21 protein-coding genes are annotated in these 23,112 nt (G+C 71.0%); 6 read left to right on the top strand and 15 right to left on the bottom strand.

Going from position 1 to position 23,112, the window contains the following annotated elements; genetic code table 11:
* Positions 1-3 precede the first annotated feature (3 nt).
* The 4 genes from ABME01_RS09410 to ABME01_RS09395 all read right to left on the bottom strand — a co-directional run bounded on the left by ABME01_RS09410 (position 4) and on the right by ABME01_RS09395 (position 4,503).
* Positions 4-990, bottom strand: coding sequence for an ABC transporter permease (locus ABME01_RS09410; protein WP_353828188.1), 987 nt, complete (start codon positions 988-990; stop codon positions 4-6).
* 143 nt (positions 991-1,133) lie between these two features.
* Complete coding sequence (locus tag ABME01_RS09405) at positions 1,134-1,943, bottom strand: ABC transporter ATP-binding protein (protein WP_353828138.1); 810 nt, start codon at positions 1,941-1,943, stop codon at positions 1,134-1,136.
* On the bottom strand, positions 1,940-2,764 hold the full coding sequence (locus ABME01_RS09400) for an ABC transporter ATP-binding protein (RefSeq protein WP_353828137.1): 825 nt from the start codon (positions 2,762-2,764) through the stop codon (positions 1,940-1,942). The genes ABME01_RS09405 and ABME01_RS09400 overlap by 4 nt, the downstream gene beginning before the upstream one ends.
* 80 nt (positions 2,765-2,844) lie before the next feature.
* Positions 2,845-4,503, bottom strand: coding sequence for an ABC transporter substrate-binding protein (locus tag ABME01_RS09395; RefSeq protein WP_353828136.1), 1,659 nt, complete (start codon positions 4,501-4,503; stop codon positions 2,845-2,847).
* A gap of 217 nt (positions 4,504-4,720) precedes the next feature.
* On the opposite strand from ABME01_RS09395, the gene ABME01_RS09390 reads away from it, so the two are divergent.
* Positions 4,721-5,362: a TetR/AcrR family transcriptional regulator gene (locus ABME01_RS09390; RefSeq protein WP_353828135.1), complete on the top strand. Its 642-nt coding sequence runs from the start codon at positions 4,721-4,723 to the stop codon at positions 5,360-5,362.
* A gap of 64 nt (positions 5,363-5,426) precedes the next feature.
* Positions 5,427-5,699 carry a DUF1905 domain-containing protein gene (locus ABME01_RS09385; protein WP_353828134.1) on the top strand — a complete coding sequence of 91 codons (273 nt, stop codon included), beginning with the start codon at positions 5,427-5,429 and terminating at the stop codon, positions 5,697-5,699.
* Positions 5,700-5,727: 28 nt separating this feature from the next.
* On the opposite strand, the gene ABME01_RS09380 is transcribed toward ABME01_RS09385, so the two are convergent.
* The 7 genes from ABME01_RS09380 to ABME01_RS09350 all read right to left on the bottom strand — a co-directional run bounded on the left by ABME01_RS09380 (position 5,728) and on the right by ABME01_RS09350 (position 14,977).
* Complete coding sequence (locus tag ABME01_RS09380; RefSeq protein ID WP_353828133.1) at positions 5,728-7,452, bottom strand: HNH endonuclease signature motif containing protein; 1,725 nt, start codon at positions 7,450-7,452, stop codon at positions 5,728-5,730.
* Positions 7,453-7,561: 109 nt separating this feature from the next.
* Positions 7,562-7,927: a cupin domain-containing protein gene (locus tag ABME01_RS09375; RefSeq protein WP_353828132.1), complete on the bottom strand. Its 366-nt coding sequence runs from the start codon at positions 7,925-7,927 to the stop codon at positions 7,562-7,564.
* Positions 7,928-8,212: 285 nt separating this feature from the next.
* Positions 8,213-10,003, bottom strand: coding sequence for an ABC1 kinase family protein (locus tag ABME01_RS09370; RefSeq protein WP_353828131.1), 1,791 nt, complete (start codon positions 10,001-10,003; stop codon positions 8,213-8,215).
* Between the two features lie 37 nt (positions 10,004-10,040).
* Entirely contained in the window at positions 10,041-10,640 is a 600-nt protein-coding gene (locus ABME01_RS09365; RefSeq protein ID WP_436407424.1) for a PadR family transcriptional regulator, read from the bottom strand.
* A gap of 135 nt (positions 10,641-10,775) precedes the next feature.
* Entirely contained in the window at positions 10,776-11,450 is a 675-nt protein-coding gene (locus ABME01_RS09360) for a hypothetical protein (protein ID WP_353828130.1), read from the bottom strand.
* A gap of 112 nt (positions 11,451-11,562) precedes the next feature.
* Positions 11,563-12,036 (bottom strand): SRPBCC family protein, encoded by a 474-nt coding sequence (locus tag ABME01_RS09355; RefSeq protein ID WP_353828129.1) that lies wholly within the window; start codon positions 12,034-12,036, stop codon positions 11,563-11,565.
* Between the two features lie 7 nt (positions 12,037-12,043).
* A complete protein-coding gene (locus ABME01_RS09350; RefSeq protein ID WP_353828128.1) occupies positions 12,044-14,977 on the bottom strand; it encodes an alpha/beta fold hydrolase in 2,934 nt (977 codons plus the stop codon).
* Between the two features lie 218 nt (positions 14,978-15,195).
* Here ABME01_RS09350 and ABME01_RS09345 point away from each other — a divergent pair, with 218 nt between their 5' ends.
* The gene (locus tag ABME01_RS09345; protein ID WP_353828127.1) at positions 15,196-15,549 is read left to right on the top strand and encodes a SpoIIAA family protein; all 354 of its coding nucleotides are present in this window, start codon (positions 15,196-15,198) and stop codon (positions 15,547-15,549) included.
* A gap of 52 nt (positions 15,550-15,601) precedes the next feature.
* On the opposite strand, the gene ABME01_RS09340 is transcribed toward ABME01_RS09345, so the two are convergent.
* Together ABME01_RS09340 and ABME01_RS09335 are read right to left on the bottom strand one after the other, a co-directional pair.
* Entirely contained in the window at positions 15,602-17,023 is a 1,422-nt protein-coding gene (locus ABME01_RS09340; protein WP_353828126.1) for an HNH endonuclease signature motif containing protein, read from the bottom strand.
* A 149-nt stretch (positions 17,024-17,172) separates the two neighbouring features.
* Entirely contained in the window at positions 17,173-17,544 is a 372-nt protein-coding gene (locus ABME01_RS09335; RefSeq protein WP_353828125.1) for a hypothetical protein, read from the bottom strand.
* Positions 17,545-17,771: 227 nt separating this feature from the next.
* Here ABME01_RS09335 and ABME01_RS09330 point away from each other — a divergent pair, with 227 nt between their 5' ends.
* Entirely contained in the window at positions 17,772-19,403 is a 1,632-nt protein-coding gene (locus ABME01_RS09330) for a hypothetical protein (RefSeq protein WP_353828124.1), read from the top strand.
* A gap of 13 nt (positions 19,404-19,416) precedes the next feature.
* Entirely contained in the window at positions 19,417-20,715 is a 1,299-nt protein-coding gene (locus tag ABME01_RS09325) for a hypothetical protein (RefSeq protein ID WP_353828123.1), read from the top strand.
* 100 nt (positions 20,716-20,815) lie between these two features.
* On the opposite strand, the gene ABME01_RS09320 is transcribed toward ABME01_RS09325, so the two are convergent.
* Both ABME01_RS09320 and ABME01_RS09315 read right to left on the bottom strand, forming a co-directional pair.
* Positions 20,816-21,388 carry a DUF6036 family nucleotidyltransferase gene (locus ABME01_RS09320; protein WP_353828122.1) on the bottom strand — a complete coding sequence of 191 codons (573 nt, stop codon included), beginning with the start codon at positions 21,386-21,388 and terminating at the stop codon, positions 20,816-20,818.
* The gene (locus ABME01_RS09315; protein WP_353828121.1) at positions 21,385-21,960 is read right to left on the bottom strand and encodes a helix-turn-helix domain-containing protein; all 576 of its coding nucleotides are present in this window, start codon (positions 21,958-21,960) and stop codon (positions 21,385-21,387) included. Before ABME01_RS09315 ends, ABME01_RS09320 begins: the two co-directional genes overlap by 4 nt.
* Position 21,961: 1 nt before the next feature.
* Between ABME01_RS09315 and ABME01_RS09310 the strand changes: the two genes are divergently transcribed.
* Positions 21,962-23,023 (top strand): LacI family DNA-binding transcriptional regulator, encoded by a 1,062-nt coding sequence (locus ABME01_RS09310; RefSeq protein ID WP_436407423.1) that lies wholly within the window; start codon positions 21,962-21,964, stop codon positions 23,021-23,023.
* Positions 23,024-23,112: the final 89 nt, after the last annotated feature.

Here is a 23,112-nt window from a genome sequence, read left to right as displayed (position 1 = left end):
GGCTCAGGCCTCCGTCTGGCGGGTGCGCGGGTCGAGGAATGCGTAGGCGACGTCGGCCAGGAGGTTCGCCAGCAGCACCGAGAGCGTGATCACGAGGAAGACGCCCTGCATGAGCGCGTAGTCCTTGGCGTTGGTGGCATCCAGCAGCAGCTTGCCAACGCCGGGGTAGCTGAAGACCATCTCCATCACGATCGTGCCGCCCACGATGAACCCGATCGAGAGCGCGAAGCTCTGGATCTGGGGGAGCACGGCGTTGCGTGCCGCGTAGCGCCACAGCACGCGCTCGCGGGGCATGCCCTTCGCCTCGGCGACCATCACGTAGTCCTCGTCGAGGACGGTGAGCATCATGTTGCGCATGCCGAGCATCCAGCCGCCGAGCGAGGCGATGATGATCGTGGCCGCGGGCAGCGTGCCGTGGTGGATGACCTGCCCGATGAACTCGGGCGACCACTCCGGCGTGATGCCGACGCCGTAGGCCTTGCCGATCGGGAACCAGCCGAGGTTCACCGAGAACAGGGCGATCGCGAGCAGTCCGAGCCAGAAGTACGGGATGGTGCTGAGGAACGTCGTGATCGGGATCATCGCGTCGAGCCGGCTCCCGCGCCGCCATCCGACGATCGCGCCGCCGATGGTGCCGATCGCGAACGAGACGATCGTCGCGAAGCCGACCAGCCCGATGGTCCAGGGCAGCGACTGGCTGATGACCTCGGTCACCGGCCGCAGGCCGTGCAGCAGCGAGACGCCGAGGTCGCCGCGCAGCAGGAGCGCCCAGTAGTCGAGGTACTGCTGCCAGAGGCTCTTGTCGGTGTCGAGGCCGAGGAGCGAGCGCAGCGCGTCGGCCGCTTCAGGGCTGACGTTGCGATTGCGCGCGAGGTACTGCGTGACGGCGTCGCCCTTCATCATGCGGGGCAGGAAGAAGTTGATCGTGATCGCGGCCCACAGGGTGAACAGGTAGAACAGGGCGCGGCCGCCGAGGAAGCGCCACGGGATGCGCGAGCGGCCGGCGGTGACGCGGGTCGCGGTCGTGCCCGCCTCGACGGCGTCGGGCAGGCCGGTGCCGGCGGTGCCGTCAGCGGTCGCCGCGCCGGGCGCGGTGCCCGTCTCGTCGGTGGGGGCGTGGGGCTGGGTCGCGGTCACAGTGCACCTCCGAGGATGCCGGATGCGGATGCGAAGTGCTCCTCGGGATCGGGGGATGCCGCTCGGAGCGCCTGCGTGTACGGGTTCTGGGGGCGGAGGATGACGTCGTCCGCGGGTCCGCGTTCGACGACGCGGCCCTGGTTGAGCACGAGGATCTCGTCGCTGAAGTGCCGCGCGGTCGCGAGGTCGTGCGTGATGTACAGCACGCCGAGGCCCTCCTCGCGCTGCAGCTCGGCGAGCAGGTTCAGCACGCCCAGGCGGATCGAGACGTCGAGCATCGAGACCGGCTCGTCGGCGACGAGGAGCTTCGGCCGGGAGGCGAGGGCGCGGGCGATGGCGACGCGCTGGCGCTGGCCGCCGGAGAGCTCGTGGGGGCGCCGGTCGATCACGGCGTCGGGGTCGAGGTGCACCCGGTCGAGCAGGCGTCGCACCTCGTCGTCGACCTCGTGCTTCGGCACGACGCGGTCGAGGTGCAGGGGGCGCTGGAGGTGGTACCGGATGGAGTGGTAGGGGTTCAGCGACGCGAACGGGTCCTGGAAGACCATCCGCAGCTGCCCGCGGTAGGCCCGCAGCGCGGCGCCGCGGCGCGGGATCGGCGTACCGTCGAGTCGGACCTCGCCGCTCGTGGGCGTCTCGAGCTGGGTCAGGATCTTCGCGATCGTCGACTTGCCGCTGCCGGACTGGCCGACGAGGCCGATCGTCTGGCCGGACTCGAGCGTGAAGCTCACGTCGTCGAGCGCGGTGATGTGGCCGGCGCCGCGGACCGCGTACACCTTGGTGACGGCGTCGAACTCGAGGATGCTCATCGCAGCACCATCCCCTTCTCTCCGGTGAGGCGTGGGAAGGACGAGAGCAGCTTCTTCGTGTAGTCGTCCTGCGGGTCGGTCCAGATGCGCTCGGCGGTGTCGAGCTCGACGATCTCGCCGTCGCGCATGATCGCGATGCGGTCGCTGATCTCGAGGAGCAGCGGGAGGTCGTGGGTGATGAAGACGACCGAGAAGCCGAACTCGTGCCGGAGCGCCGAGATCTGCTTGAGGATCTCGCGCTGCACGAGCACGTCGAGCGCGGTGGTCGGCTCGTCCATGACCATCAGCTGGGGGCGGAGCGCGAGGGCCATGGCGATCATCACGCGCTGGCGCATGCCGCCCGAGAGTTCGTGCGGGTACGAGCGGGCGCGCTGGGCGCCGACCTTGACGATCTCGAGGAGCTCCACGACCGCCTCGCGCCGCTGGCGGCGCGTCATGGACGGGCGGTGGACCTCGAAGACGTCCTCCAGCTGCGATCCGATCGTCGCGACCGGGTTCAGGGAGTTCATCGCGCCCTGGAACACCATCGAGATCTTGTCCCAGCGGAAGCGGCGCATCTCGTCGGCGTCGAGCGCGTTGACGTCGATCGCCTCGCCCGACGCGTCGTGGAAGACGACCGAGCCGTTGGTGATCACGGCGGGCGCCTTGAGCAGTCGCTGCACGCCGTAGGCGAGCGTGGTCTTGCCGCATCCGCTCTCGCCGGCGAGGCCGAGGATCTCACCGCGACGGAGGTCGAGGCTGACGTTCCGGACCGCTGCCACGGGCGGCTCGACGTCGTACACGACCGAGAAGTCGTGGACGGAGAGCAGGGTGTCGCTCATCGGGGGTGTTCCCTTCCGTGTGCCTTGGGGACGGGCGGGGGGGGGGGGCCCGGGGGCCCCCCCCCCCCACTCGATTCGGGTCAGCCGGCCGGCTGCAGCTTCGTCAGGATCTGGACGATCCCGGGCTGGGTCGGGTCGGCCGACGCGTACTGGTCGTCCTCGGTCGGGAAGCCGACGTAGTTGCGCGTGTTGTACTCGCCGAGCAGCGGGTGCGAGCCGAGCGGGATCGCGGGCACGTTCTCGACGAACGCCTCCTGCATGACGGCGAGTGCGGCCTCACGGTCGGCGTCGGACGACGCGTTCGCGTAGGTGTTCAGCGCCTCGGTGACGGCGGGGTCGTCGAAGCGGCCGAAGTTGAACTGCGCGCGGTCGTCGGCGATCCACTTCTGGTCCATCGTCGAGGTGTAGAGGCCGTAGGCGTTGCCGGTGTCCTCGAGCCAGTGGATGATCGCCTGGAAGGTGCCCTCCTGGCGAGCGGCGTCCCAGCCGCCCCAGTCCGGCTGATCGACCTTGACCTCGATGCCGAGCGCGGAGTCGAGCTCCTCGGCGATGAGCGCCTGCTCGGTGTTCCAGTCGCTCCATCCGGCCGGGACCGAGATGGAGAACGAGACGGCCTCGCCGTCCGGGTCGACCAGCTTGTCGTCCTTCCAGGTGTAGCCGGCGTCCTCGAGGATGCCCTTGGCCTTGTCGACGTCGACCTCGTACACGTCGTCCTCGTACTCGGGCAGGATCTCGTCGGACAGCAGGTCGCCGAGGCCGGTCGCGCTCCAGATCGCCGAGCTCGCACCCTCACGGGCGATGTCGACGTAGGCGTCGCGGTCGATCGTCCACGCCAGCGCCTCGCGCAGGGCGGGGTCGTCGAACGGCTTCGTCTGCAGGTTCATGAAGAGCGTGCCGGCGCCGGCCGTGGGGGAGGCGAGGAAGTGGTTGTCCTCGTCGGCGGCCAGGTAGCTGTCCTCGACCTGCGGGATGAACGCCTGCGCCCAGTCGGCCTCGCCCGAGACGAGCGCGGTGGTGAGGGCGGCGTTGTCGCCGTAGGAGACGTAGTTCAGCGTGGGAACGGCGAGCTCGCCGCCCCAGTAGTCCTCGTTCGCGGCGAGGGTGACCGACTCGGTCGACCAGGTGTCGAGCACGTAGGGGCCGGTGCCGACGGCGAGGCCCTCGTCGGTGAGCGGGTCGGTGTTCGGGTCCGCGATGTTCTCCCAGATGTGCTTGGGCACGATCGGGGTGTGCAGCACGCGCGACTGCGCGATGTACTTCGAGTCGGCGAACTTCAGGGTGATCGCGTCGCCGTCGACCGTGGCGCCCTCGTACTTCAGGCCCGAGGTGTCGGCGAGCGTGCCGTTGAGGTACATGTCGAAGGTGAAGACGATGTCGTCACCGGTGAACTCGGTGCCGTCGCTCCACTTCACGCCGCTGCGGGGGACGACGGTGAGCTCGGTGTAGTCCTCGTTCCACTCGACCGACTCGGCGAGCCACGGGGTGGTGCCCAGGTCGCCCGTCGGGTTCACGAGCGCGAGCGGCTCGAAGATGACCTTGGCGTAGCCGTACTTCGAGGCCGACGAGTCGCCGAGGTAGGGGTTGTGCGACTCGGTCGTGATCGCGCCGTCGGGCTTGGCGATCGTGAGCGCCGCGCCGCTGCCTGCCGGGGTGCTGTCTTCGGTGTTCGCGCCGGCGCAACCGGTGAGCGCGAGTGCGGCGACGACGCCGATCGCGCCGAGGGACGTGCTGAGCCTCATTGCTTCTCCTTCGTATGGGGGCACGACACCGTGCCTGCCCGAAGGATGACGACGGCGTCGAGTGATTGCGGGGTTAACTTACTATCGAGTAAGTAAGTTTCGCAACGCGGCGACTCCGGAGCGCGCCGCGGCCGTCATCGGCGGCGTCGCGGCGTGCGTCGGCGGCATCGCGGCGTGCGTAGACTCGGAGCCGGACAGCGAAGAAGGGGGCCGGTTGATGACCGGAGTGACGACGGGTCGTCGGCAGCCGCGATCGCGGCCCGAGACGCTCGCGCGTCGTCGCGACATCCTCGACGCCGCGGTGGAGACCTTCGGCAACAAGGGCTTCGCGGGCGGCACCCTGCAGGAGATCGCCGATCAGGTGGGCATGACCCACGCGGGGATCCTGCACCACTTCGGGTCGAAGGACGCGCTCCTGCTCGAGGTGCTCCGGCACCGCGACGAGACGGATGTCGCCGACCTCGAGGAGCAGCACATCCCGGGCGGGATGGCGCTGTTCCGTCACCTGGTGCGCACGGCGTTCGTGAACGCGCATCGTGCCGGCATCGTCCAGGCGTACGTGGTGCTGTCGGCGGAGTCGGTGACCGACGGTCACCCGGGGCGCGAGTTCTTCCAGAAGCGCTACGACACGCTGCGGGGCGAGGTCGAGCAGGCCTTCCGCGTGGTGTGCGCCGAGCGTGGCGTCGACGCGCCCGAGACGGTCGATCTCGCTGCGGCGAGCATTCTCGCGGTCATGGACGGCCTGCAGGTGCAATGGCTGCTCGACCCCGACGTGGTGAACCTCGCCCACGCATCCGAGTTCGCGATCGAGGCGATCGTCGACTCGGTGATCTCGCCGTCGCCGTCGCCGCTGGTCTGACTGCCGGACGCCGGCCCGACCGACCGGCGAATGCCCGTCGGTGCCGCGCCCTAGCATGAGGTCCATGTCTGCAGACGAGTTGAGCTTCCGGACGACGATCGGCGTCGAGGTCAAGGGCGAGACGTGGAGCTGCGTCGAGATTCCCGGCTCCGCCGAGTTCTTCGGGACCGGCCGGTCGGTGCGGGTCGACGCGAGCATCGATGCCGTGCGTCTCGAGAACGTCGGCGCGATGGTGACCGGCACGGGAGGCCACATGGTGTCGCTGAACGCGAAGGTTCGCAAGGCCCTCGGAAAGGACGTGGGCGACTCGGTCGACGTCACCGTCACCAAGCGATAGCGCAGACGCGGTCGCTCGAGGGGCGGCATCACGCCGCGAGCGCATCGCGCACCTCGAATCGCGCCCGCCCGCCGACCCGCGGAACCTGCTCCGGGTCGAGGTGGGGTGGCGGGATGAACCTGACCTCGCTCGGGCCTGCGTGGATGCGCCATCCGTCGCGGTGGATCACGTGATGGCAGAAGCTGCAGAGCAGAACGCCGTTCGAGAGGTCGGTCGGGCCGGCGTCGCGTTCCCACCAGTCGATGTGGTGCGCCTCGACGTAGCCGATGTCCTGCCCGCATGACGCGCAGCCGCCGTCGCGCTCGCCGAGTGCGAGCCGCTGCGCCTTGGTGAAGAGTCGCGCGGATCGCCCGAGATCGAGCGGGAGGCTCTGGCCGCCGAGCACGGCCGGAATGAGTTCGGCATCGGCCGCCATGCGGCGGGCGGTGCCGGCGGAGATCGGCTGGTCGAGGCCGTCGATGCGGGCGTGGCCGAGCCCCGTCACGAGTGTCTCGAGGTCGACGCGGACCACGACGGTCGCCTTGGCGAGCGGTGCGGCGGCCTCGGGGCACCCGAGGCTGTGGCGCGCCAGCGCGGCGAGCGCGTCGGCCTGGATCTGCGGGATCGAGCGCTCGTCGGCGACCACGGGAGACGGAGTCTGCGCAGCGTGCGCGGGCTCGCGTCGGCGCAGCGCGTCGCTCGCGAGCGCTTCGAGTGCCGCCTTCACCGGTGCCGCGCTCTCGGGGTCGAGGCGGGCGTGCAGGTGGACCATGCCGCGGGCGTCCTGGCGCATCGTCAACGAGCGCTCGGCCCGCAGGGCGTCTTCGCGCGGTTCGACGCCGCCCGGATCGAGCTGCGCCTCCGCCTCGCGCACGCCGCGCATGAGCGTCTCGAGCGGCACGCGCGCCGCCAGCTCGACGAGGGCTGATTCGACCCGGTCGACTCGCGCGTCGTCCGCGCGCGCCGATGCCCGGTCGAGCGTCGACGTGATCGCGGACGCCGCCTCGACACTGATCGACGCGGCCGCCAGCGCGGCGCCGACGTGCGGATGTCGCGATGGCGCCCGCTCGCCGCGAAACGTCGACCGTTCGGCGGTGGCGGAGCCGACGGCGATCAGCCTCGCCGCGTCGGCACGTGACGTGCCGGTCGACGCCGCGATGAGTCGCGTCGGGTTGTGGAACCCGTGCGCCCTCGCGAGCCCGTCCTGTCCGAGTTCCGGCTCGGATCGCTTCGCGACCTCGGCGGCGACCCGGGCGAGCGCCGCGTCGACATCGCGTCGCAGCTTCGCGAGCGCGTCCGTGACGCGTACGAGGCCCGCGTCGCTCATCCGCTCCACGTCGTCCTGCAGCGCGCTGCAATGCGTCGTCGTCGGCGGCGCCGCCACTCGTTCGCGACCACCGGGATCCGGCACCGCCCGCTCGCGAACACCGGGCGCCGGCATCGAGCGCTCGCGACCACCACGATCCGGCATCGAGCGCTCGTGACCCTCACGATCCGGCACCAAGCGCTCGTGACCACGACGATCCGACACCGAGCGCTCGCGAGGCGGCACGGCCTGCGGCGTCCGCTCGTCATCGACACGCACCGCGGACGCCGGGCCGCCGACGTGTTCCGTGCGCACCGCCGCGTGGTCGTCGACACCCCGCACCGGCATCGCACGCACCGGCATCGCACCCGCCCATGTCGCTCGGAGCGCGGCGAGCTCGCGCTCGAGCGCGGCCAGCGCCGGCGGCGCCGCGTGCGCCGCGTGCGCCGTGCGCGTCGGTGATTCCATGGCTCCATCCTGCAGGCACCCACCGACATCCGATCGCTCCGAAAACAGCCCCCGACCAGCCATTTAACCTGCGGAGAGGCAGGCGGAACCGCGGCCTGTGGAGGACGACTCAGTCGAGCTCGCGGAGCGCGGTGGTCCGCGCGCTCGGGGTGTCGCCGGTGTTGACGACGCCCTGCGGCTCGATCAGGATCGCCGAGACCTCGCCATCCGCCTTCGGGCAGTGCTCGACGCCGCGCGGCACGACGAAGACGTCGCCCGGGCCGAGGTCCACGTCGCCGTCGCGCAGCTGGATCACCAGGTTGCCCGAGATCACCATGAACAACTCGTCGGTGTCGGGGTGGGAGTGCCAGGTGAACTCGCCGAGGAGCTTGACGACCTTGACCTCGTAGTCGTTGACGCTCGCGAGCCGGCGCGGTTGCCAGGGCTCGGTGAACGAGTCGAGGGCGGCGTGGATGTTGCGTACGCGGGCGTCCATCGTCAGATCCTCGCGCCCGAGGAGGTGGCCGGCAAGTCGTTCGCGTGGCACCGTCCCGGATCCGCCGGGGAGGACCGCGCGTCGGGCCATGATGGCGCGGGCTGGAGCGACTCGACGGCCCGCTCCACCGCACCGTGGCCGGACGTGGGTCGCGCGCGACACCCGCGGAGCCGGCCCAGGGGCCTCCCCGGCCCCGCTACTCACCCGGCCCGGCGACTCACCCGGCCCGGCGACTCACCCGGCCCGGCGACTCACCCGGCCCGGCGACTCACCCGGCCCGGCGACTCACCCCGGCCCGCGCCGCGCGAACGCGCCCGCGAACACCGCGTGCAGCAGCGGGATGACCGACACCCCGAGCAGGATGCCGCCCCAGACCGGCTCGTCTAGCCGGAGCAGGATGCCGCCGAGGAACAGTCCGACGAAGATCACGGCCGAGACGATGCGGCCGGCGGTGCGTTCGAGCCGCGTCATCCGCTGCTCGATCTGGGGCGACCTCGCGACGAGGCGGCCCTGCTCGATGCGGTCGACGACCTTGTCGAGGCGCTGCGGCAGACGCCAGGCGGTGCCGACCACCGAGACCGCCTCGCGGCCGAGCGCCTGCACGAGGTTGCCGCGCTCGTCGCGCAGGAGCTGGGCGGCGTAGGGCTCGACGGCGTCCCAGATGTTGAACTCGGGGTCGAGCGAGCTGCACATGCCCGACGTCAGCGACATGGCGCGAATGATGAGCAGGAAGTTCTCGGGCAGCTGGAACGGCAGCGTCCGCATCACCTCGCCGAACTCGATCGCGAACCGGCGCAGCTCGCGCTCGTCGACCTGCGCGAGCTCGGCGAAGCCCATGCCGCCGAAGCGCGCGAACAGCTCGGTCATCGCCCGCTCGAGTTCCGCGGTCTCGGCGGTCGGCAGCAGGAACCCGACGCTGCGGAAGGCCTCGACGAGGCGCTTGCCGTCGCGCGCGGCAACCGCGATCATCAGCTGCTGCAGCGCCTGCCGCAGCCCGTCGGGCACCTGGCCCATCATCCCGAAGTCGATGAAGGTGAGCTTCCAGGCGGGAGCGGCGGGTGAGCCGGGCGAGCCGGGCGAGCCGGGTGAGTCGGGTGCAGCAGCGGATGCCGCGTGCGGCGCGGGCCCCGCGCCATCCGCGCCATCCGCCCCACCCGCCAGCACGCCGACCGGAGTGACGAAGATGTTCCCCGGGTGCGGGTCGGCGTGGAAGTACCCGTCGCGGAACAGCTGGTCGAACATGACGGTCGCGAACTGCGTCGCGACGGCCTTCGGGTCGATGCCGGCGGCGATGAGCGCGGCGCGGTCGTTGATCTTGATGGCGGTGACGTCGGCGAGGGTGAGCACGCGACGGGTGGTGCGCTCCCAGACGACCTCGGGTGCCGCGACGCGCGGGTCGCCGGCGAAGCTCGCGGCGAACCGCTCGGCGTTCTGCGCCTCGTTGACGTAGTCGATCTCCTCGAGGCTCGTGGTGGCGAACTCCTCGACGAGGCCGGGCAGGTCGACGCGGTTCGAGACGAACCGCACGCGGCTGAGCCAGTCGGCGACGCGGCGCAGCGCCTTGAGGTCGACGTCGACGATCACCTCGATGCCGGGCCGCTGCACCTTCACGACGGCGTCGTCGTAGCCCATGTCGGCGGCGTCGACGGGGGAGAGGCGGGCGCGGTGCGCCTGGCCGAGGGATGCCGCGGCGACCGGGGTCGGGTCGAACGACGCGTAGGCGCGCTCGAGCGGCATCCCCAGTTCGGCCTCGGCGAGGCGGCGGATGTCGTCGAACGGCACGGGCGGCACCTCGTCCTGCAGCCCGGCGAGCTCGCGCGTGATCTCGGGTGGCAGCACGTCGAGGCGCGACGAGAGGTACTGGCCGACCTTGATCATGAGTCCGCCGAGGTCGACGGCGAGCACGTGGAAGCGTTCGGCGATGCGCGTCAGCCGAGCCGCGCGCCCGCGCGCCGCGAACCGGGCGAGCCCGAACCGCGGCAGCACGATCTCGAACCACCAGGTCTGGAAGATGTACCTGGCGGCGAACCGGAGGATCCGCCGGTAGCGGGCGCGCGTGTTCCCCACATCGGGCATCCTGCCTGCCGGATGCCGACGTGTCGAGGGCACTCGGTCAGCCCTGGGCGAGGATCGAGTAGAGCTTGCGGCGCGCGTCCTCGAGGACCTCGACCGCCTCCTTCACCTGCTCGGGCGTGCCCGAACGGCCGACCTGCGCCGCCGCCTGGGCGAGTTCCATGCCGGCCTTCGGAAGCGCGCCGGCGTTGCCCCAGTCACGGCGACCGCCGCCGCTGCCGCTGCCGCCACCCGACGGGGTCGGCCACGGGGTGCGGTCGGCGGATGACTCGGCCTCGGCCTTGCCCGCCTCGGTGAGCGTGTACGTCTTGCGCCCGTTCGCCTCTTCGGCGGTGATCAGCCCCTCGTCGGCGAGCAGCTGCAGCGTCGGATACACCGAGCCCGCGCTCGGCTTCCATGCCCCGCCGCTGCGCTCGGCGATCTCGTTGATGATCTGGTAGCCGTGCATCGGCTGCTCGGCGAGGAGCGCCAGCACCGCCGCGCGCACGTCGCCCTTGCCCATGCGCGGGGCGACCTTCTGCTCGAACATCCCGCGCAGTTCCTGCATGGCCTCCCAGATGCCCTGGCCGGGGTTGCCCCGGCCCCAGTTGCCCGAGCCGCTGCCGAAGCCGCCGCCCATGTACGAACCTGAATCGCTCATGATCTGCCTCCCTGAACCGGGGCCCTCAACGGGTCTCGACGATATGTCAACGATATATCGCTCGGATGGGCGGCTGGTCGTGAGTTGGCTGTGAAGAAGCGGCCGGTGCCGCCGAGGAGTCGACGGTCCGGCGCCTCAGCCCGCGAACTCGAACTCGAGCTCGACCTCCGGGTCGATGCTCATGATGATGCTCGAGTAGAACGTGCGCGCCTGATCTTCGAGCACCGGACGGAAGCCGTCGATGTGCTCGGCCACCGCCTCGTCGGTGAGCACCTGCTCCACGACCTCGAACTTGTCGATCTCGGGGGTCGTCCAGCTCAGGATGCCGTTCTCCTCCTTGGCCACCTCGAGGTCGGGGTTGTCGTAGCCGAGGAACTCGAACTCGGGAATGGAGATGCGGTAGGCATTGCCGCCGGTCCTGGTGATGTCGACGTCCTGGCCGTCGATGCCGAACTTCGCGTCGAACTCGTAGCGGACGAGGAGGTTGCGCTCGGTCAGCGGCAGGTCGAAGAGGCCGAAGATGTTGAGCGGGTCGCCCTGTTCCTCGGCGATCTCGGTGATGCCCGCGCTGACGAGGATCACCTGCTCCTGCTGGGTGACGGAACGGACCACCTGCACGTCACGCGTCTCTCCTGCGCCGAGCAGCTTGCCGACGGCGAGCCCCGCGATCGTCGCTCCGGCGATGAGCAGGAGCACGACGAAGACCAGCAGGAGCTTCGCCCACAGCGGCGTCTTCCTCGCCGGCGCGGGTTCGCGCGCAGCGGGCGGGGCGTCGGACGTGGTCGGTGGCGGCGTGGCCGGAGTGGTCATGCGGTGATCCCCTGGGTGAGTGCGACGGCGCAGTACTGGCAATCTAGGGGGTCGGCAGCGCACTGCGCGAGGGTGTTGCGAATCGCCGCGAGACCTCGTAGTCCCGACCGATTCAGCCGACCTCTGCGGTTCCGGTCAGCCGCTCGCCCAGGATCGTCGCTCGCGACAGCTGCACGCTGCGCGCCTGGCCTGCCGCGAAGCGCAGGAGTCCGAACGGTGCCCGCAGGTCGAGCTCGTCGACGACTCGTGAACCGGCGCCATCGGCCGTGATGTCGTAGCGGTAGCGCATGCGCACCCAGCCGGGGCTGCGCACGTCACCGCCGACGGTCACCGTGTCGGGGTCGCCGTCGGCGCCGTCGTCGCGCCGCAGGGTCACGCGGATCGGGTTGTCGAGGTGGCGCCCGAACGGCATCGGGAAGCGCTCGACCGCGGTGTAGTGCGTCGTGCCGTCGACATCGGCGATGTCGCGCACTTCGACGACGAGCGGCGACAGCCCGAGGTAGTTGCGGGGCTCGGCGAGGTGGCCGGCGATGACCTCGGGCGGGGCGGCGAGGTCGAACTCGTGGCGGATGATTCGGCGGGGCATTCGGGTCCTATCGGGCGCGGCGACGGGCGGTGACGAGCACGAGTCGCAGGGCGCCGATCGCGAGTGCCGTGACCACGCCGATCGCGACGGCCGCCAAGCCAGGCGTGGTGGTGGGCGCGAACCCCGTCGGGTCGGTCTCGACCGCTGCCTCGGCTGAGGTCACGGCGTCGTCGGTCACCGACGTCGCGGCGCTCCCGGAGGCGGACCCGGCCCAGGTGCCACCGCCGAGTCCGGCGATCGGCGCGGTCGTCGCCGAGAACGACTGGGTGGGCGACGCGTCCGTCGATGTGATCGTGGGTGGCGCGATCGTGGGCGGCGGCGTCACGGGGCGACCGGGCCGGGCGGTGGGCGGACCGGTCGTGGGCGCAGGCTGGGTCGGCGGCGGATTCGTGGGTCGCGGGTTCGTGGGCGGGCCGGCCGTCGGCGCGGGATGCGTGGGCGGCGGGTTCGTGGGTCGCGGGCTCGGCGACGGCTCCTCGCCGTCGCCCGCGACCAGGCGGATGCCGCCGAGACTGAGCTGTGCGGCGCGGTCGCCCGAATCGGAACGCGCGATCACCAGGAGCAGTCGCCGTTCGGCGTCCGGCGCGACGAGCGCGGCCGAGTAGCGTCCGTCGCCGGCCGCGGCATCCGCCCCTGTTCCGTCGTCGGTGAACGCGATGGAGGATCGGGTTCCGTCGTCACCCAGGAGCAGTCCCTCGACCGAGTCCGGTGCCGACGAGCCTCCGGTCAGCTCCGCGATGGCGGTGACCGCACCGGTCTCCGGGTCGGTCTCGGTGCCGACCGCGAGGGCGAGCGAGCTGCCCCGGAAGGTCACGCCGAAGCCGACGGTCGTGGGTTCGGTGCCCGGCGAGGTGACGCGCAGCTGCCAGGAGCCGGGTGTCGGGCCGTCGACGACCGCGGTCGTGCGGAACGGCGCCCCGGCCGAGGCGGGGTCGTCGGCCGTGCTCGTGCGCACGGCGCCATCCGGGCCGATGAGCTCGCCCACGACGCCGGGTGCCGCGAGGATCGTCGCGCTGATCGCCTGCTCGTCGCCCACCCCGAACTCGATGACGCGTTCGCCCGACGCCTCCAGTTCGAGGTCGCCGGCGGTGACGAGGCCGGAGTCGTCGCCGAAGGACATCGCCGTCGACGAGTCGGTGATGAGCGGGGATCCGGGTGTGCCGGACTCCGATGCGGACTCGGCGGCCCGCAGCTGCGCGTTCGCCGTCGCCGTCGCCGTCGCTGTCGCCGTCGCCGCCGACTCGATGAGCCGTGGGGCCACGAACGACGTGAAGTCGGCCGCCGACTCGGTCATCGACGTGTGCAGGGTGCCGACGCGCTGCCGGTCGGTGATGTAGGGCAGGCCGAACGCGCTCGCGACCTCGACGACGCCGTCGCCCTCGCCGCCGAGGCCGCACGTCGTCGGCCACGGGTCGCCGGCCATGATCGCGAGCTTCACGCCCCGGGTCTCGCGGGTCACGAGGTTGAAGTCGACGAGGACGCCGGGCTGGAGCTCGATCGCGGAGAGGCTCGGGATGATGTCGGAGCAGGGCGAGCCGAGGTTCGGCGTGCCGAGCTGAAGCAGGTGCTCCACCGCCGGCAGGTCGTCCGTCATGGTGATGTCCGCGGCGAGGTACCGGCGCGAGATGAGCCCGCCCATCGAGTGGGCGACGAGATCGACCTGCTGCGCCTCGAGGTCGTCGCGCACGGCCTCGACGTAGGTCGCGAGCTCGCGGGAGTTGCCCACGAGGGTCTTGCCGCGCCGCATCGGGTCGATGATCGATCCGGTGTCCATGACGCCGGGGTACTGCCCGTCGCCGACGGCGAAGGCCTTCCAGTCCGGATGCCTCGCGGTGAAGTTGTCGGCGTAACCGGCCCATCCCGCTGCGCTGCTGTTCCAGCCGTGCACCAGCACGACGGGCTTCGGCACGACCGGGAACGTCATGGTCGCCTCGTCGACCAGGCCCGCGCCGGTGCGCAGCGTGAGTCGCAGCATGGGGTCGGTGGCCGGCGTGCCGTCATCCGCCCAGGCCCGGTCCTCGGTGTCCCAGCCGAACTCGTACTCGTTGGGGCCGGGCTCGGCCGTGCGCACGGTGGGCGGCACGATGACGGTGCCATCCGTCTCATCCCGGATCTCGATGGTCACCTCGTCGGCGTCGCCCGGGTTGTCGACGAGCGCGGTGAGGCGGAGCACGTTGCCGTCGATCACGCCGTTGGAGTCGACCTCGATCCATTCGGTCGTGGACGGGACGTCGAGCTGCTCGACCCTGAGGTCGGCCGTCGGCATCGGTGCGTTCATCGGCCCGATCGTGATGGATGCATCGACCGTCACACCCTGGAAGGCGCCGCTGACCGAGACGCCGTTCTCCTCGATCGTCTCCTCGGAGACCCCCGGGATCCCGACGCCGGCACCGTGGAAGTCGGCGATCGCCGTGCCATCGGGGTTGAGGATGCCGGTCGCCCGGAGGAACAGGCCGCCGCGGCCCGGGATGCCGGGGGTGCTGCCGAACTGGTCGGTGAAGGTGCCGAGCGTGTCGAACATGGCCGAGTGGGTGAGCGTGTAACGGCACTCGGCGCCCGATCCATCGAGCTCGAGCGCGAACGACGGCGTGATCGACGACGAGGTCGTCTTCCAGTCGGTCTCGACCTCGTCGCCCCAGTACTCGGTGATGTGCTCGGAGAAGGTACCGCCGGCGGTCGTGATGCCGTACGGATCGCTGTCGGCGTAGGCCGGTGCACCGATCGACTGGTCGTCGAACCCGACGTTGCCGGTGACATTGGACTCCGTCTGCATGTGCTGGGTCGTGCTCGCCTGCGGCACGGCAGGCGGGCTCCACGTGACCTCACCGCTCGCCGCGGTGGTCGCGCCGACCGTGTAGTCGGCGGGCAGCGCCGCGCAGGAGCCGCCCCACCCGGGGCCCGCCGCCAGGGCGGGAGCGCCGGCCACCGCGCCAGCACTCACCACACCGAGGATCACCGCCGCGGCCAGGGGCCGCCGAAGAAGATGCCGTCGCACGGCCTGAGGGTAGCGGCGTGCGGATGCGGAAGGTCATCCCCGCTTCGGGGGGTTTCCGTGCGCGTTCGCGCACGCTGCGCAGGACGCCGGGACCAACGCCCCGCCGACGAGCGTGGTGCCCCCCGCAGGCTGGTTGCGCAACGAGAAGAGAGCGGAGCACTCCGATGACGATCACGCAGTCCGACCGCAGTAGCGGCGACATCCTCGGATTCGTCGTGTCCGGCGACGTGACGAAGGCCGACTACGACGTGATGACGCCGGCGGTCGAGGCTGCGGTCGAGGAGCACGGCACGGTGAAGGTGATGCTCGACCTCACCGACTTCCGGTGGGAGACGGTCGGCGCGTGGGGTTCCGACCTGCACTTCGGTCGCGAGTTCCACGAGAAGATCGCGCGCATGGCGATCGTCGGCCATGAGAAGTGGGAGGAGCGGCTCGCCCACCTCGCCACCCCGTTCTACGCGCAGGAGGCGGCGTACTTCGAAGACCCGGATGCCGCCTGGGCCTGGCTCCGGAGCTGACGTCGACCAGCGCACAGTCACCCCAGCGCGCGACGAAGACACCTGACGGACCTCATGCCGCCCGATCCGCGCGCAGCTCGAACCTCGCCCGGCCGCCGAGTCGTGGCACCTGGGCCGGGTCGATGTGCGGTGGTGGAATGAACCAGACCTCGGTCGGGCCGGGCCGAATCTGCCATCCGTCGCGGTGGATCATGTGGTGGCAGAAGCTGCAGAGCATCACCCCGTTCGAGAGGTCGGTCGGGCCGGCGTCGCGTTCCCACCAGTCGATGTGGTGCGCTTCGACGTAGCCGATGTTCTGGCCGCAGGAGGCACAGCCGCCGTCGCGTTCGCCGAGCGCGAGGCGCTGCGCTCTGCTGAAGAGTCGGGCGGCCCGGCCGAGATCGAGGGGGAGGCTGTCGCTGCCGAGGACGGCGGGGATGAGCTCGGCGTCGGCGGCCATGCGCCGTGCCGTGCCGGCGGAGACGGGCTGCTCGAGCCCGTCGATGCGCGCGTGACCGATGCCGTCGATGAGGGTGTCGAGGTCGACGCGCACGACGACGGTGGCCTTGGCGAGCGGCGCCGCGGTCTGCGCGCAGCCGAGGGCGTGGCGGGCGAGGGCGGCGAGCGCGTCGGCCTGGATCTGCGGGATCGACCGCCGGTCGTCGACGGCGGGCGCGAGATCACCGGGTTCGCGTCGGCGCAGTGTGTCGCCGACGAGTGCCTCGATCGCGGCCTTGACCGGGGCTGCGCTCTCGGGGTCGAGGCGACCCTGCAGGTGCACCACACCACGGCGGTCTTCTCGCATCGTCAGCGAACGCTCCATCCGGAGTTCGTCTTCGCGAGGCTCCACGCCGTCGGGATCGAGCCGCGTCTCCGCCTCGCGCACCCCTCGCATCAGCGTCTCGAGAGGGACCTTCGCGGCCAGATCGACCAGTGCTGCCTCGACGACGTCGACGCGGCTCGCCTGCGCCCGGGTCGCCGACCGGTCGAGCATCGACGTGATCGCGGACGCCGCCTCGATACTGATCGTCGCGGTGGCGACCGCGGCGGCGACGCGCGGATGCCGCGCCGGCATCCGCTCACCGCTGAGCGCCTGCCGCTCGGCCGTCGCCGCACCGACGGCGATCAGCCGGTGCGCATCGGCCCGCGAGCCGCCCGTCGCGGCCGCGATCAGGCGCACCGGATTGTGGAAGCCATGTGCCTTCGCGAGCCCGTCGACACCGAACTCCGGCCCGGACCGTTTCGCCGCTTCGGCAGCGACCCTGGCGAACACGGCGTCGATCTCGCGCCGGGTCTGGGCGAGCGCATCGACGACCTGCACCAGCCCGGCGTCGCCCATCTGTTCCACATCGACCTGCACCGACCCAGTCGCCGGACCCCACGCCGGCATCGCCCCCGCCCACGCCTCGCGCAGCGCCACCACACCGCGCTCGAGCGCGACCAGCGCGCGCAGCGACGGGTGCGACTGCTGCGCGGGTGCCGGGGCCGGTTCCATGCTTCGATCCTGCACCCACCCACCGACATCCGCTCGCGCCGGAAAGCACCGCTGACCGGGGATTCTGCGTGTGGAAGAATCGCCGCGAACGTGCCCTGTGGAGGAGGGGTCACGCCGCCCCGTACGCGGCCGGCCGCGTCATCCGCCGCTCAGCCCAGCGCGACCAGCAGGCTCAGCAGTGCCAGCAGGGCGACGACCGGCGTCATCGTGTATCGCTCGGGCGTGCTCCGCGAGATGGCATTCATCACGATGCCGATCACGAAGTAGCCGAACACGACCCACATGCCGACCGCGGAAACGCTGTCGGGTACGACGTCGATCAGGTCGACGCGGTCGAGTGCGAGCACGGCGATGACGGCGTAGATGACGATCGACAGGAGGCTGCCGACGCGCAGCCGTGCCGGAAGCACACGGTGCGCACCGCCCCACGCGAACCTGCCGAATGGTGCGCCGAGCGCGAGTGCGAGCTGGAACACCGCGAGCAGGGCGAGGATGACGGTCAGGGCGATCGCGGCGGCCATGGGCCGAGGGTATCGGCTGACGGCAGCGACGTGCGCGTGCCGGGGCGGCATCCGCTCGCCACTGAACGCCTGCCGCTCGGCGGTGGCGGGACCGCATCCGCTCGCCGCGCGGGGAGACAGCGAAAGCCCCCGTCCGGGGGTCGCCTCACCGCCACGTGCGGAGTAGGCCGGTCGCGTACGACGTCGCGCCGGTGATCGGGCACCGGCCCAGTGCTTGGGGGAGCACCATGGATGGTTTTCGCGCGCTCATCGCTCCGATCGCCGTGGTCGTATTGGCCGCTCCGGTCCTCGCCGTCACGTCGGCGGCGCCCGCATATGCGGCCCCGGATGTCCAAGTGGCGGTCACGATCGAGCGGATCCGGTTGCTCAACGGCGACGACGGATGCGGCGACCCGGACTGGTACGTCAAGCTGAACATCGCCGGTCAGGCCTACAACAACGAGGACACGCCGTCGCAGGACGACCTCGAGGGCAACGCGGACATCTCGCCCGACTGGGAGTTTTCGCGAACGGTCGACGCCGCCACGCTCTCTCCCGCCGGACAGATCCCGATCAGCGTCGAGGTCTGGGAGGAGGACGGAGTCGCCTGCTTCGGTGACGACCTGTTCGACGCCTCCCAGTCCGCCGGCGCGGCGGTCGCGGGTTTCGCTACGATCGCCCCGTGCCAGGCGCAGCTCGACGGCCAGACCATCGCGTGCGGCGCGAGCGGCGTGTTCGCCGGCACCGACGACGATCGCGTCGAACTCACGATGCGGGTCGAGGTGCAGCCGCCGCCGAGCGCGCCCGGTCTCCGGATCCGCTGCACGCACGCGCCGGCCTGGCCGCAGGCGGGCGACACGGTGACGATCACCGCGGAGGCACTCGACGGCGCGCTCGCCCCCCTCTTCGCCGACGACCTCGAGATCTGGGTGCAGCAGGACACGACCGATGCGGCGACGCGCACCCGCGTCGTCGATACCGCGAGCGTGACGACCGCGACGACGACGTTCGTCGCGACGGGAGACGCATCCGACGACAACCGGTTCGGCTACGGGTGCGGCCTCACCAAGGACGGCACGCAGATCTTCAGCGGATGGCGACTCGCCACCGAGGGCGACCCGGGCACCGTCGACTTCCCGGTGGTCTACACCGGGCCGAGCTCGAGTCGCCTCGACATCATGTTCGTCGCCGACGTCGACACCTACCCGTTCTCGGGCACGGCACCCGAGAACGCCGCGTTCATCGCAGACGTCGCCGCGGTGATCGCGACGTCGTACTACGGCTTCGATCCGTTCCTGGAGAACCAGGACGGCTTCAACTTCTGGATCGTCCTCAACCAGGCGAAGGCGGATGACGCGAACGACGGCGACTGCGACCACTCGCTCCCGGCGCGCTGGGACGAGAGCTTCGGCTGGGTCGATTCGGGCGCCATCCTGCATCGCAAGTCGCAGCGCGACTGCGCGCTGCGCGGCGACCGCATCTTCTCGAGCACGCTCGACACGTCCTTCCGCGGCGACGCGTTCCAGGTCGTGACCCACGAGACCGGTCACCAACCGTTCGGCCTCGCCGACGAGTACTGCAACCTGCGACCGGGTTCGTCGAGCACGACGTGCGACGGCGGCTACTTCGAGCAGGACGTCGCCCCGAACGTGTACGAGGAACCCGTCGACTGCTTCGACGACATCGGCGCCTTCACCGACGGACGGACGTTCAGCGACTGCCAGGAGTTCACCGAGGACGGCTTCTGGTTCTTCGACACCGACTGGACGATCTCCGACCCCGTGTCGAACGACGTCATGGTCGACAACGCGGCGGCCCAGGGCGCCGACCTCCGACGATTCGACTACATCTTCGGCCAGTGCCGAGCGGCCGGCTGCTGAGGAGGCGATGACGATGCGACCCATCACGATCACCCTGACCGGTCTCGCCGCGAGCTCGCTGGTCCTCGCCGCCGTGGCGATCCCGTACGCCGCGCAGTCCGAGCCGGGGGACGATCCGGCGACCGCGCCGCTGCCCACCTTCGTCGACGGCGTGGCCGACCCGGCCAAGTCCGTCGTCGTCCGCGCCGACTTCGCGTCGCGGACGGACGCGTCGGTGACGGATGCCGCGGTGTCGATCGAGCGTGCGCACTCGCACGTCGGCGACCCGCCGATCATGCACCTCGTCCTGGAGGACGGCGACGGCGGTGTCATCGACACCCTGAACGCGTGGAGCCCGCTCTGGGTCTTCACGTGGGGTGATTCCGAGCGGCTCGAGGTCCAGGACAGCGGATCGGGCAGCTTCATCGTGCCGTTCACCGCGGAGCTCGCGGGCATGCGGGTCGTGGACGTGGCCCTCGACCAGGAGGTGCTCGACGTCGACCTGACGGGGCCGATCCGCGACTTCTGCGTGGCGAACCCCGACGATCCGGACTGCCTCGAGGCCGACCTCGCCGTGACCTCGGTCGACCCGTCGGGTCCGCTCTTCACCGTGGTCGGAGACACCGCGGTCGTCTCGGTCGCGAGCACGGTCGAGAACCTCGGCCCTGACAGCCCGGTCGACGCAGAGGTCACGCGGTCGGTCGCGGCCGACGCCGGCCTCGCCGTCGCTCCGTCCGACCCGCAGCAGACGGATGTCTCGGCGCTCGCGGTCGGGACGCCGCAGCGCCTCGACGACGAGTACGAGGTCGAGTGCACGGAACCGGGCGTGCATGAGGTGACGTTCCGCACCGAGATCGCACCCGAGCTCGCGACGGTGGTCGACGCCCAGGCTGACAACGACGCCCTCGAGGAGACCTTCGCCGTCGACTGCGCGATCCCCGTGAAGATCGACGTGCAGCCGGGTTCGACCCGGAACCCGGTCCGCCTCAATGGCGGCGACGTTCCGGTGGGTGTGCTCACGACGTCGGCGGGCGAGTACGGGCTCCCGTACGCGTTCGACGCGACGACGATCGACATCTCGACCGTGCTGTTCGGTTCCGAGACCTCGCTCCTCTCCGGAGCCGGCGTGGGCGAGTCGCATGGGCAGCTCCATTCGTCGGACGTCGCCGAGCCCAAGAAGGGCGACGGCGACCTCGATGCGGTCCTGCACTTCGCGCCGCGGCGTGATGCGCTCCTGCCGACCGACAGCGAGGCGTGTGTGTTCGGCCGGTTCGCAGACGGCTCGGGGGGCACGATCTCGTTCGTCGGATGCGACCTGATCGACGTGCGCTGACGCGAGGGCGCGCTGGGACGGACAGGGGCGGAGGGTGCGGCCCCGCAGGTGGCTGTTGCAGCTCGAAGTGCGGGGCTTCATCGAGCCCCACCCACAGCGTTCAGCCGATCTCGGGCTTCGGCGGCCTCGCCGGCCGCGGCGGCAGGCCGACCTCGATGATCCGCGTCACCATGCGAACTGCCCGATCCGGCAGCATCTCGCCGGAGTAGAAGTCCTCGTACAGTTCCTCGGCGGCGTCGACGGTCCGGATGTCGCAGATGACCATGAGGTTGGCGATGTCGCTGTCGTCGCGGCCTGGCCGGTTGGCTCGGAGCTTCATCGCGAGCAACGCCTCGGCGGAGGCGACCTGGATGACGACGACACCGTCGTCATAGAGCGTCTCCCATTCGGTGGCGCGGCGGCCGTAGCTCGGGATGAAGCCCGCGGCCTGGTCGTTCAGCCAGTCGTCGGGCCATCCGTTGGCTTCGGCGATGGCGCGACCGGCCTCGAGGACCACCTCGTGATCGCCGATGAGGTGTGCGTCGATGTCGACGGTGGACTCGCGATCGAAGTAGCGGAGTGCGAGCGCCGCGCCGCCCACGATCCCGACGCCTCTGCGTTCGCCGCGCTCGGTGAGCGCGCTGACGAGGTGGCGGAGCCCGATGACGAGGTCGTCGCGTTCGAAGCGGGTCATGCGCTGACCAGCGTGTCGGCGTCGACGAGCACCCGGCGCCGAGCGAACTCCGGAGGCACTCGATCCGGCGAGGGCGTCAGCGTGTACGGGCCCTCGCCGAGGGTCCATGGGCGTCGAAGCGTGCGCTCGGGGCTGACGGCCCAGTCGGGCACGGGCAGATGCTCGGCGACGAGGTGGTGCGCCACGAGCGCCGCGAGCGCGGCATCCCATTGGCGACTGCCGGTCGGCTCGGGCGGTGAGATGGTCAGGGCGAAGCGCGCCGCGCCGTGCTCGGCAGTGAGGTTGTCGTTGAGCTGGATGAATCGGCGCAGTGCCGCGCCCTCGCGGCCGTCCGCAACGGCGAAGCGGATGTCTGCGGCGATCGCCGCCGCGTCGTCTCGGACGGTCGGCACCGAGATGAGCCGGTGCCCGGCGGCGCGCAGGGCGCGCTCGACCGCCTCGAACGAGGGGTTCTGGTGCCCGCGCTCGATCAGGGAGAGGTGCGGCTGCGACAGCCGGGCGCGCCGGCCGAGCGCCTGCTGGGTGAGCTTGCGGCTCCTCCGCGCGGCGCGGATCAGGGTTCCTGCGCTCACGATGGCCTCCAAATATTCGATCTACCTCATACTAGCGCCTCTTCTTGCCAGGAATCGGGCTGGATGTCTCGCGCCTCTCCGCGCGCTCCCGGCGCAGGCATCCGGTGTGAGCATCTCGACGGTCAGCCGCATCCTCGACGACCGCACGCCGGCCTCCCGCAGCGAGACGGCGCAGCGCGTGCGCCGGGTCGCGGAGGAGCTCGGCTACCGCCGCAACATGTTCGCCGCGAACCTCCGGCGCGGTGCCACGGGCACGATCGGCGTGCTCGTCCCGCGCCTGACCGACACCGTGATGGCGCTCGTGTTCCAGGCGATCGAGGAGGCCGCCGGTCGACGCGGCTACTTCGCCGTGGTGGCGACCTGCGGCGACGAACCCGACCACGAGCGCCGCGCCACCGAGACCCTCCTCGATCGCAACGTCGACGGCGTGATCCTCGCGACCGCCCGCCTCGACGACGAGCTCCCGGCGTCACTGCGCGCTCGCGACATCCCGCACGTCCTCGTGCTCCGCACCGACCGCATCAGCCCCTCGTCGCTCGGCGACGACGAGACCGGGGGATACCTCGCGACCCGCCACCTGATCGACCTCGGGCACCGCGACATCGGGATGGTGACCGGCCCGTGGTTCACCTCGAGCGCCCGCGACCGCCGCGCCGGCGCGGAGCGCGCCCTCCGCGAGGCCGGGCTCCCGATCGACGACGCCCGCATGCTCTCGGTCGGGTACGGCGTCGACGACGGCATCGAGGCGGGCACGCGCCTGCTCGACCGCCCCGACCGCCCGACGGCCGTCTTCGCAGCGAACGACAACCTCGCGATGGGCGTGCTCACCGTGGCGAGCGGCCTCGGACTCCGCATCGGAGCCGACCTCTCGATCGTCGGCTACAACGACATCCCCCTCGTCTCACGCCTGCCGGTGGCCCTCTCGTCGGTGCGGACGCCCTTCGAGCAGATCGCCGCGACGGCGCTCGAGTTGCTGCTGTCGCCCGAGGAGAGGGATCGGGGGATCCGGATGGCGTTGCCGACGCTCATTCCGCGGGCGTCGACGGTGCCACCGGGGCGCTGACGGCCTGGCCGCGGTCGAGGAGCGCAGCTGGTTGAAGCTGACGCTCGATCTCACATATTTCCGATGGCAGGTTCACCACCTTCCCTTCG

Source organism: Agromyces litoreus (assembly GCF_040496015.1).
Classification (GTDB): Bacteria; Actinomycetota; Actinomycetes; order Actinomycetales; family Microbacteriaceae; genus Agromyces; species Agromyces litoreus.
The sequence above is the reverse complement of the archived record's forward strand: the minus strand, read 5'-3'. Positions and strand labels throughout refer to the sequence as shown.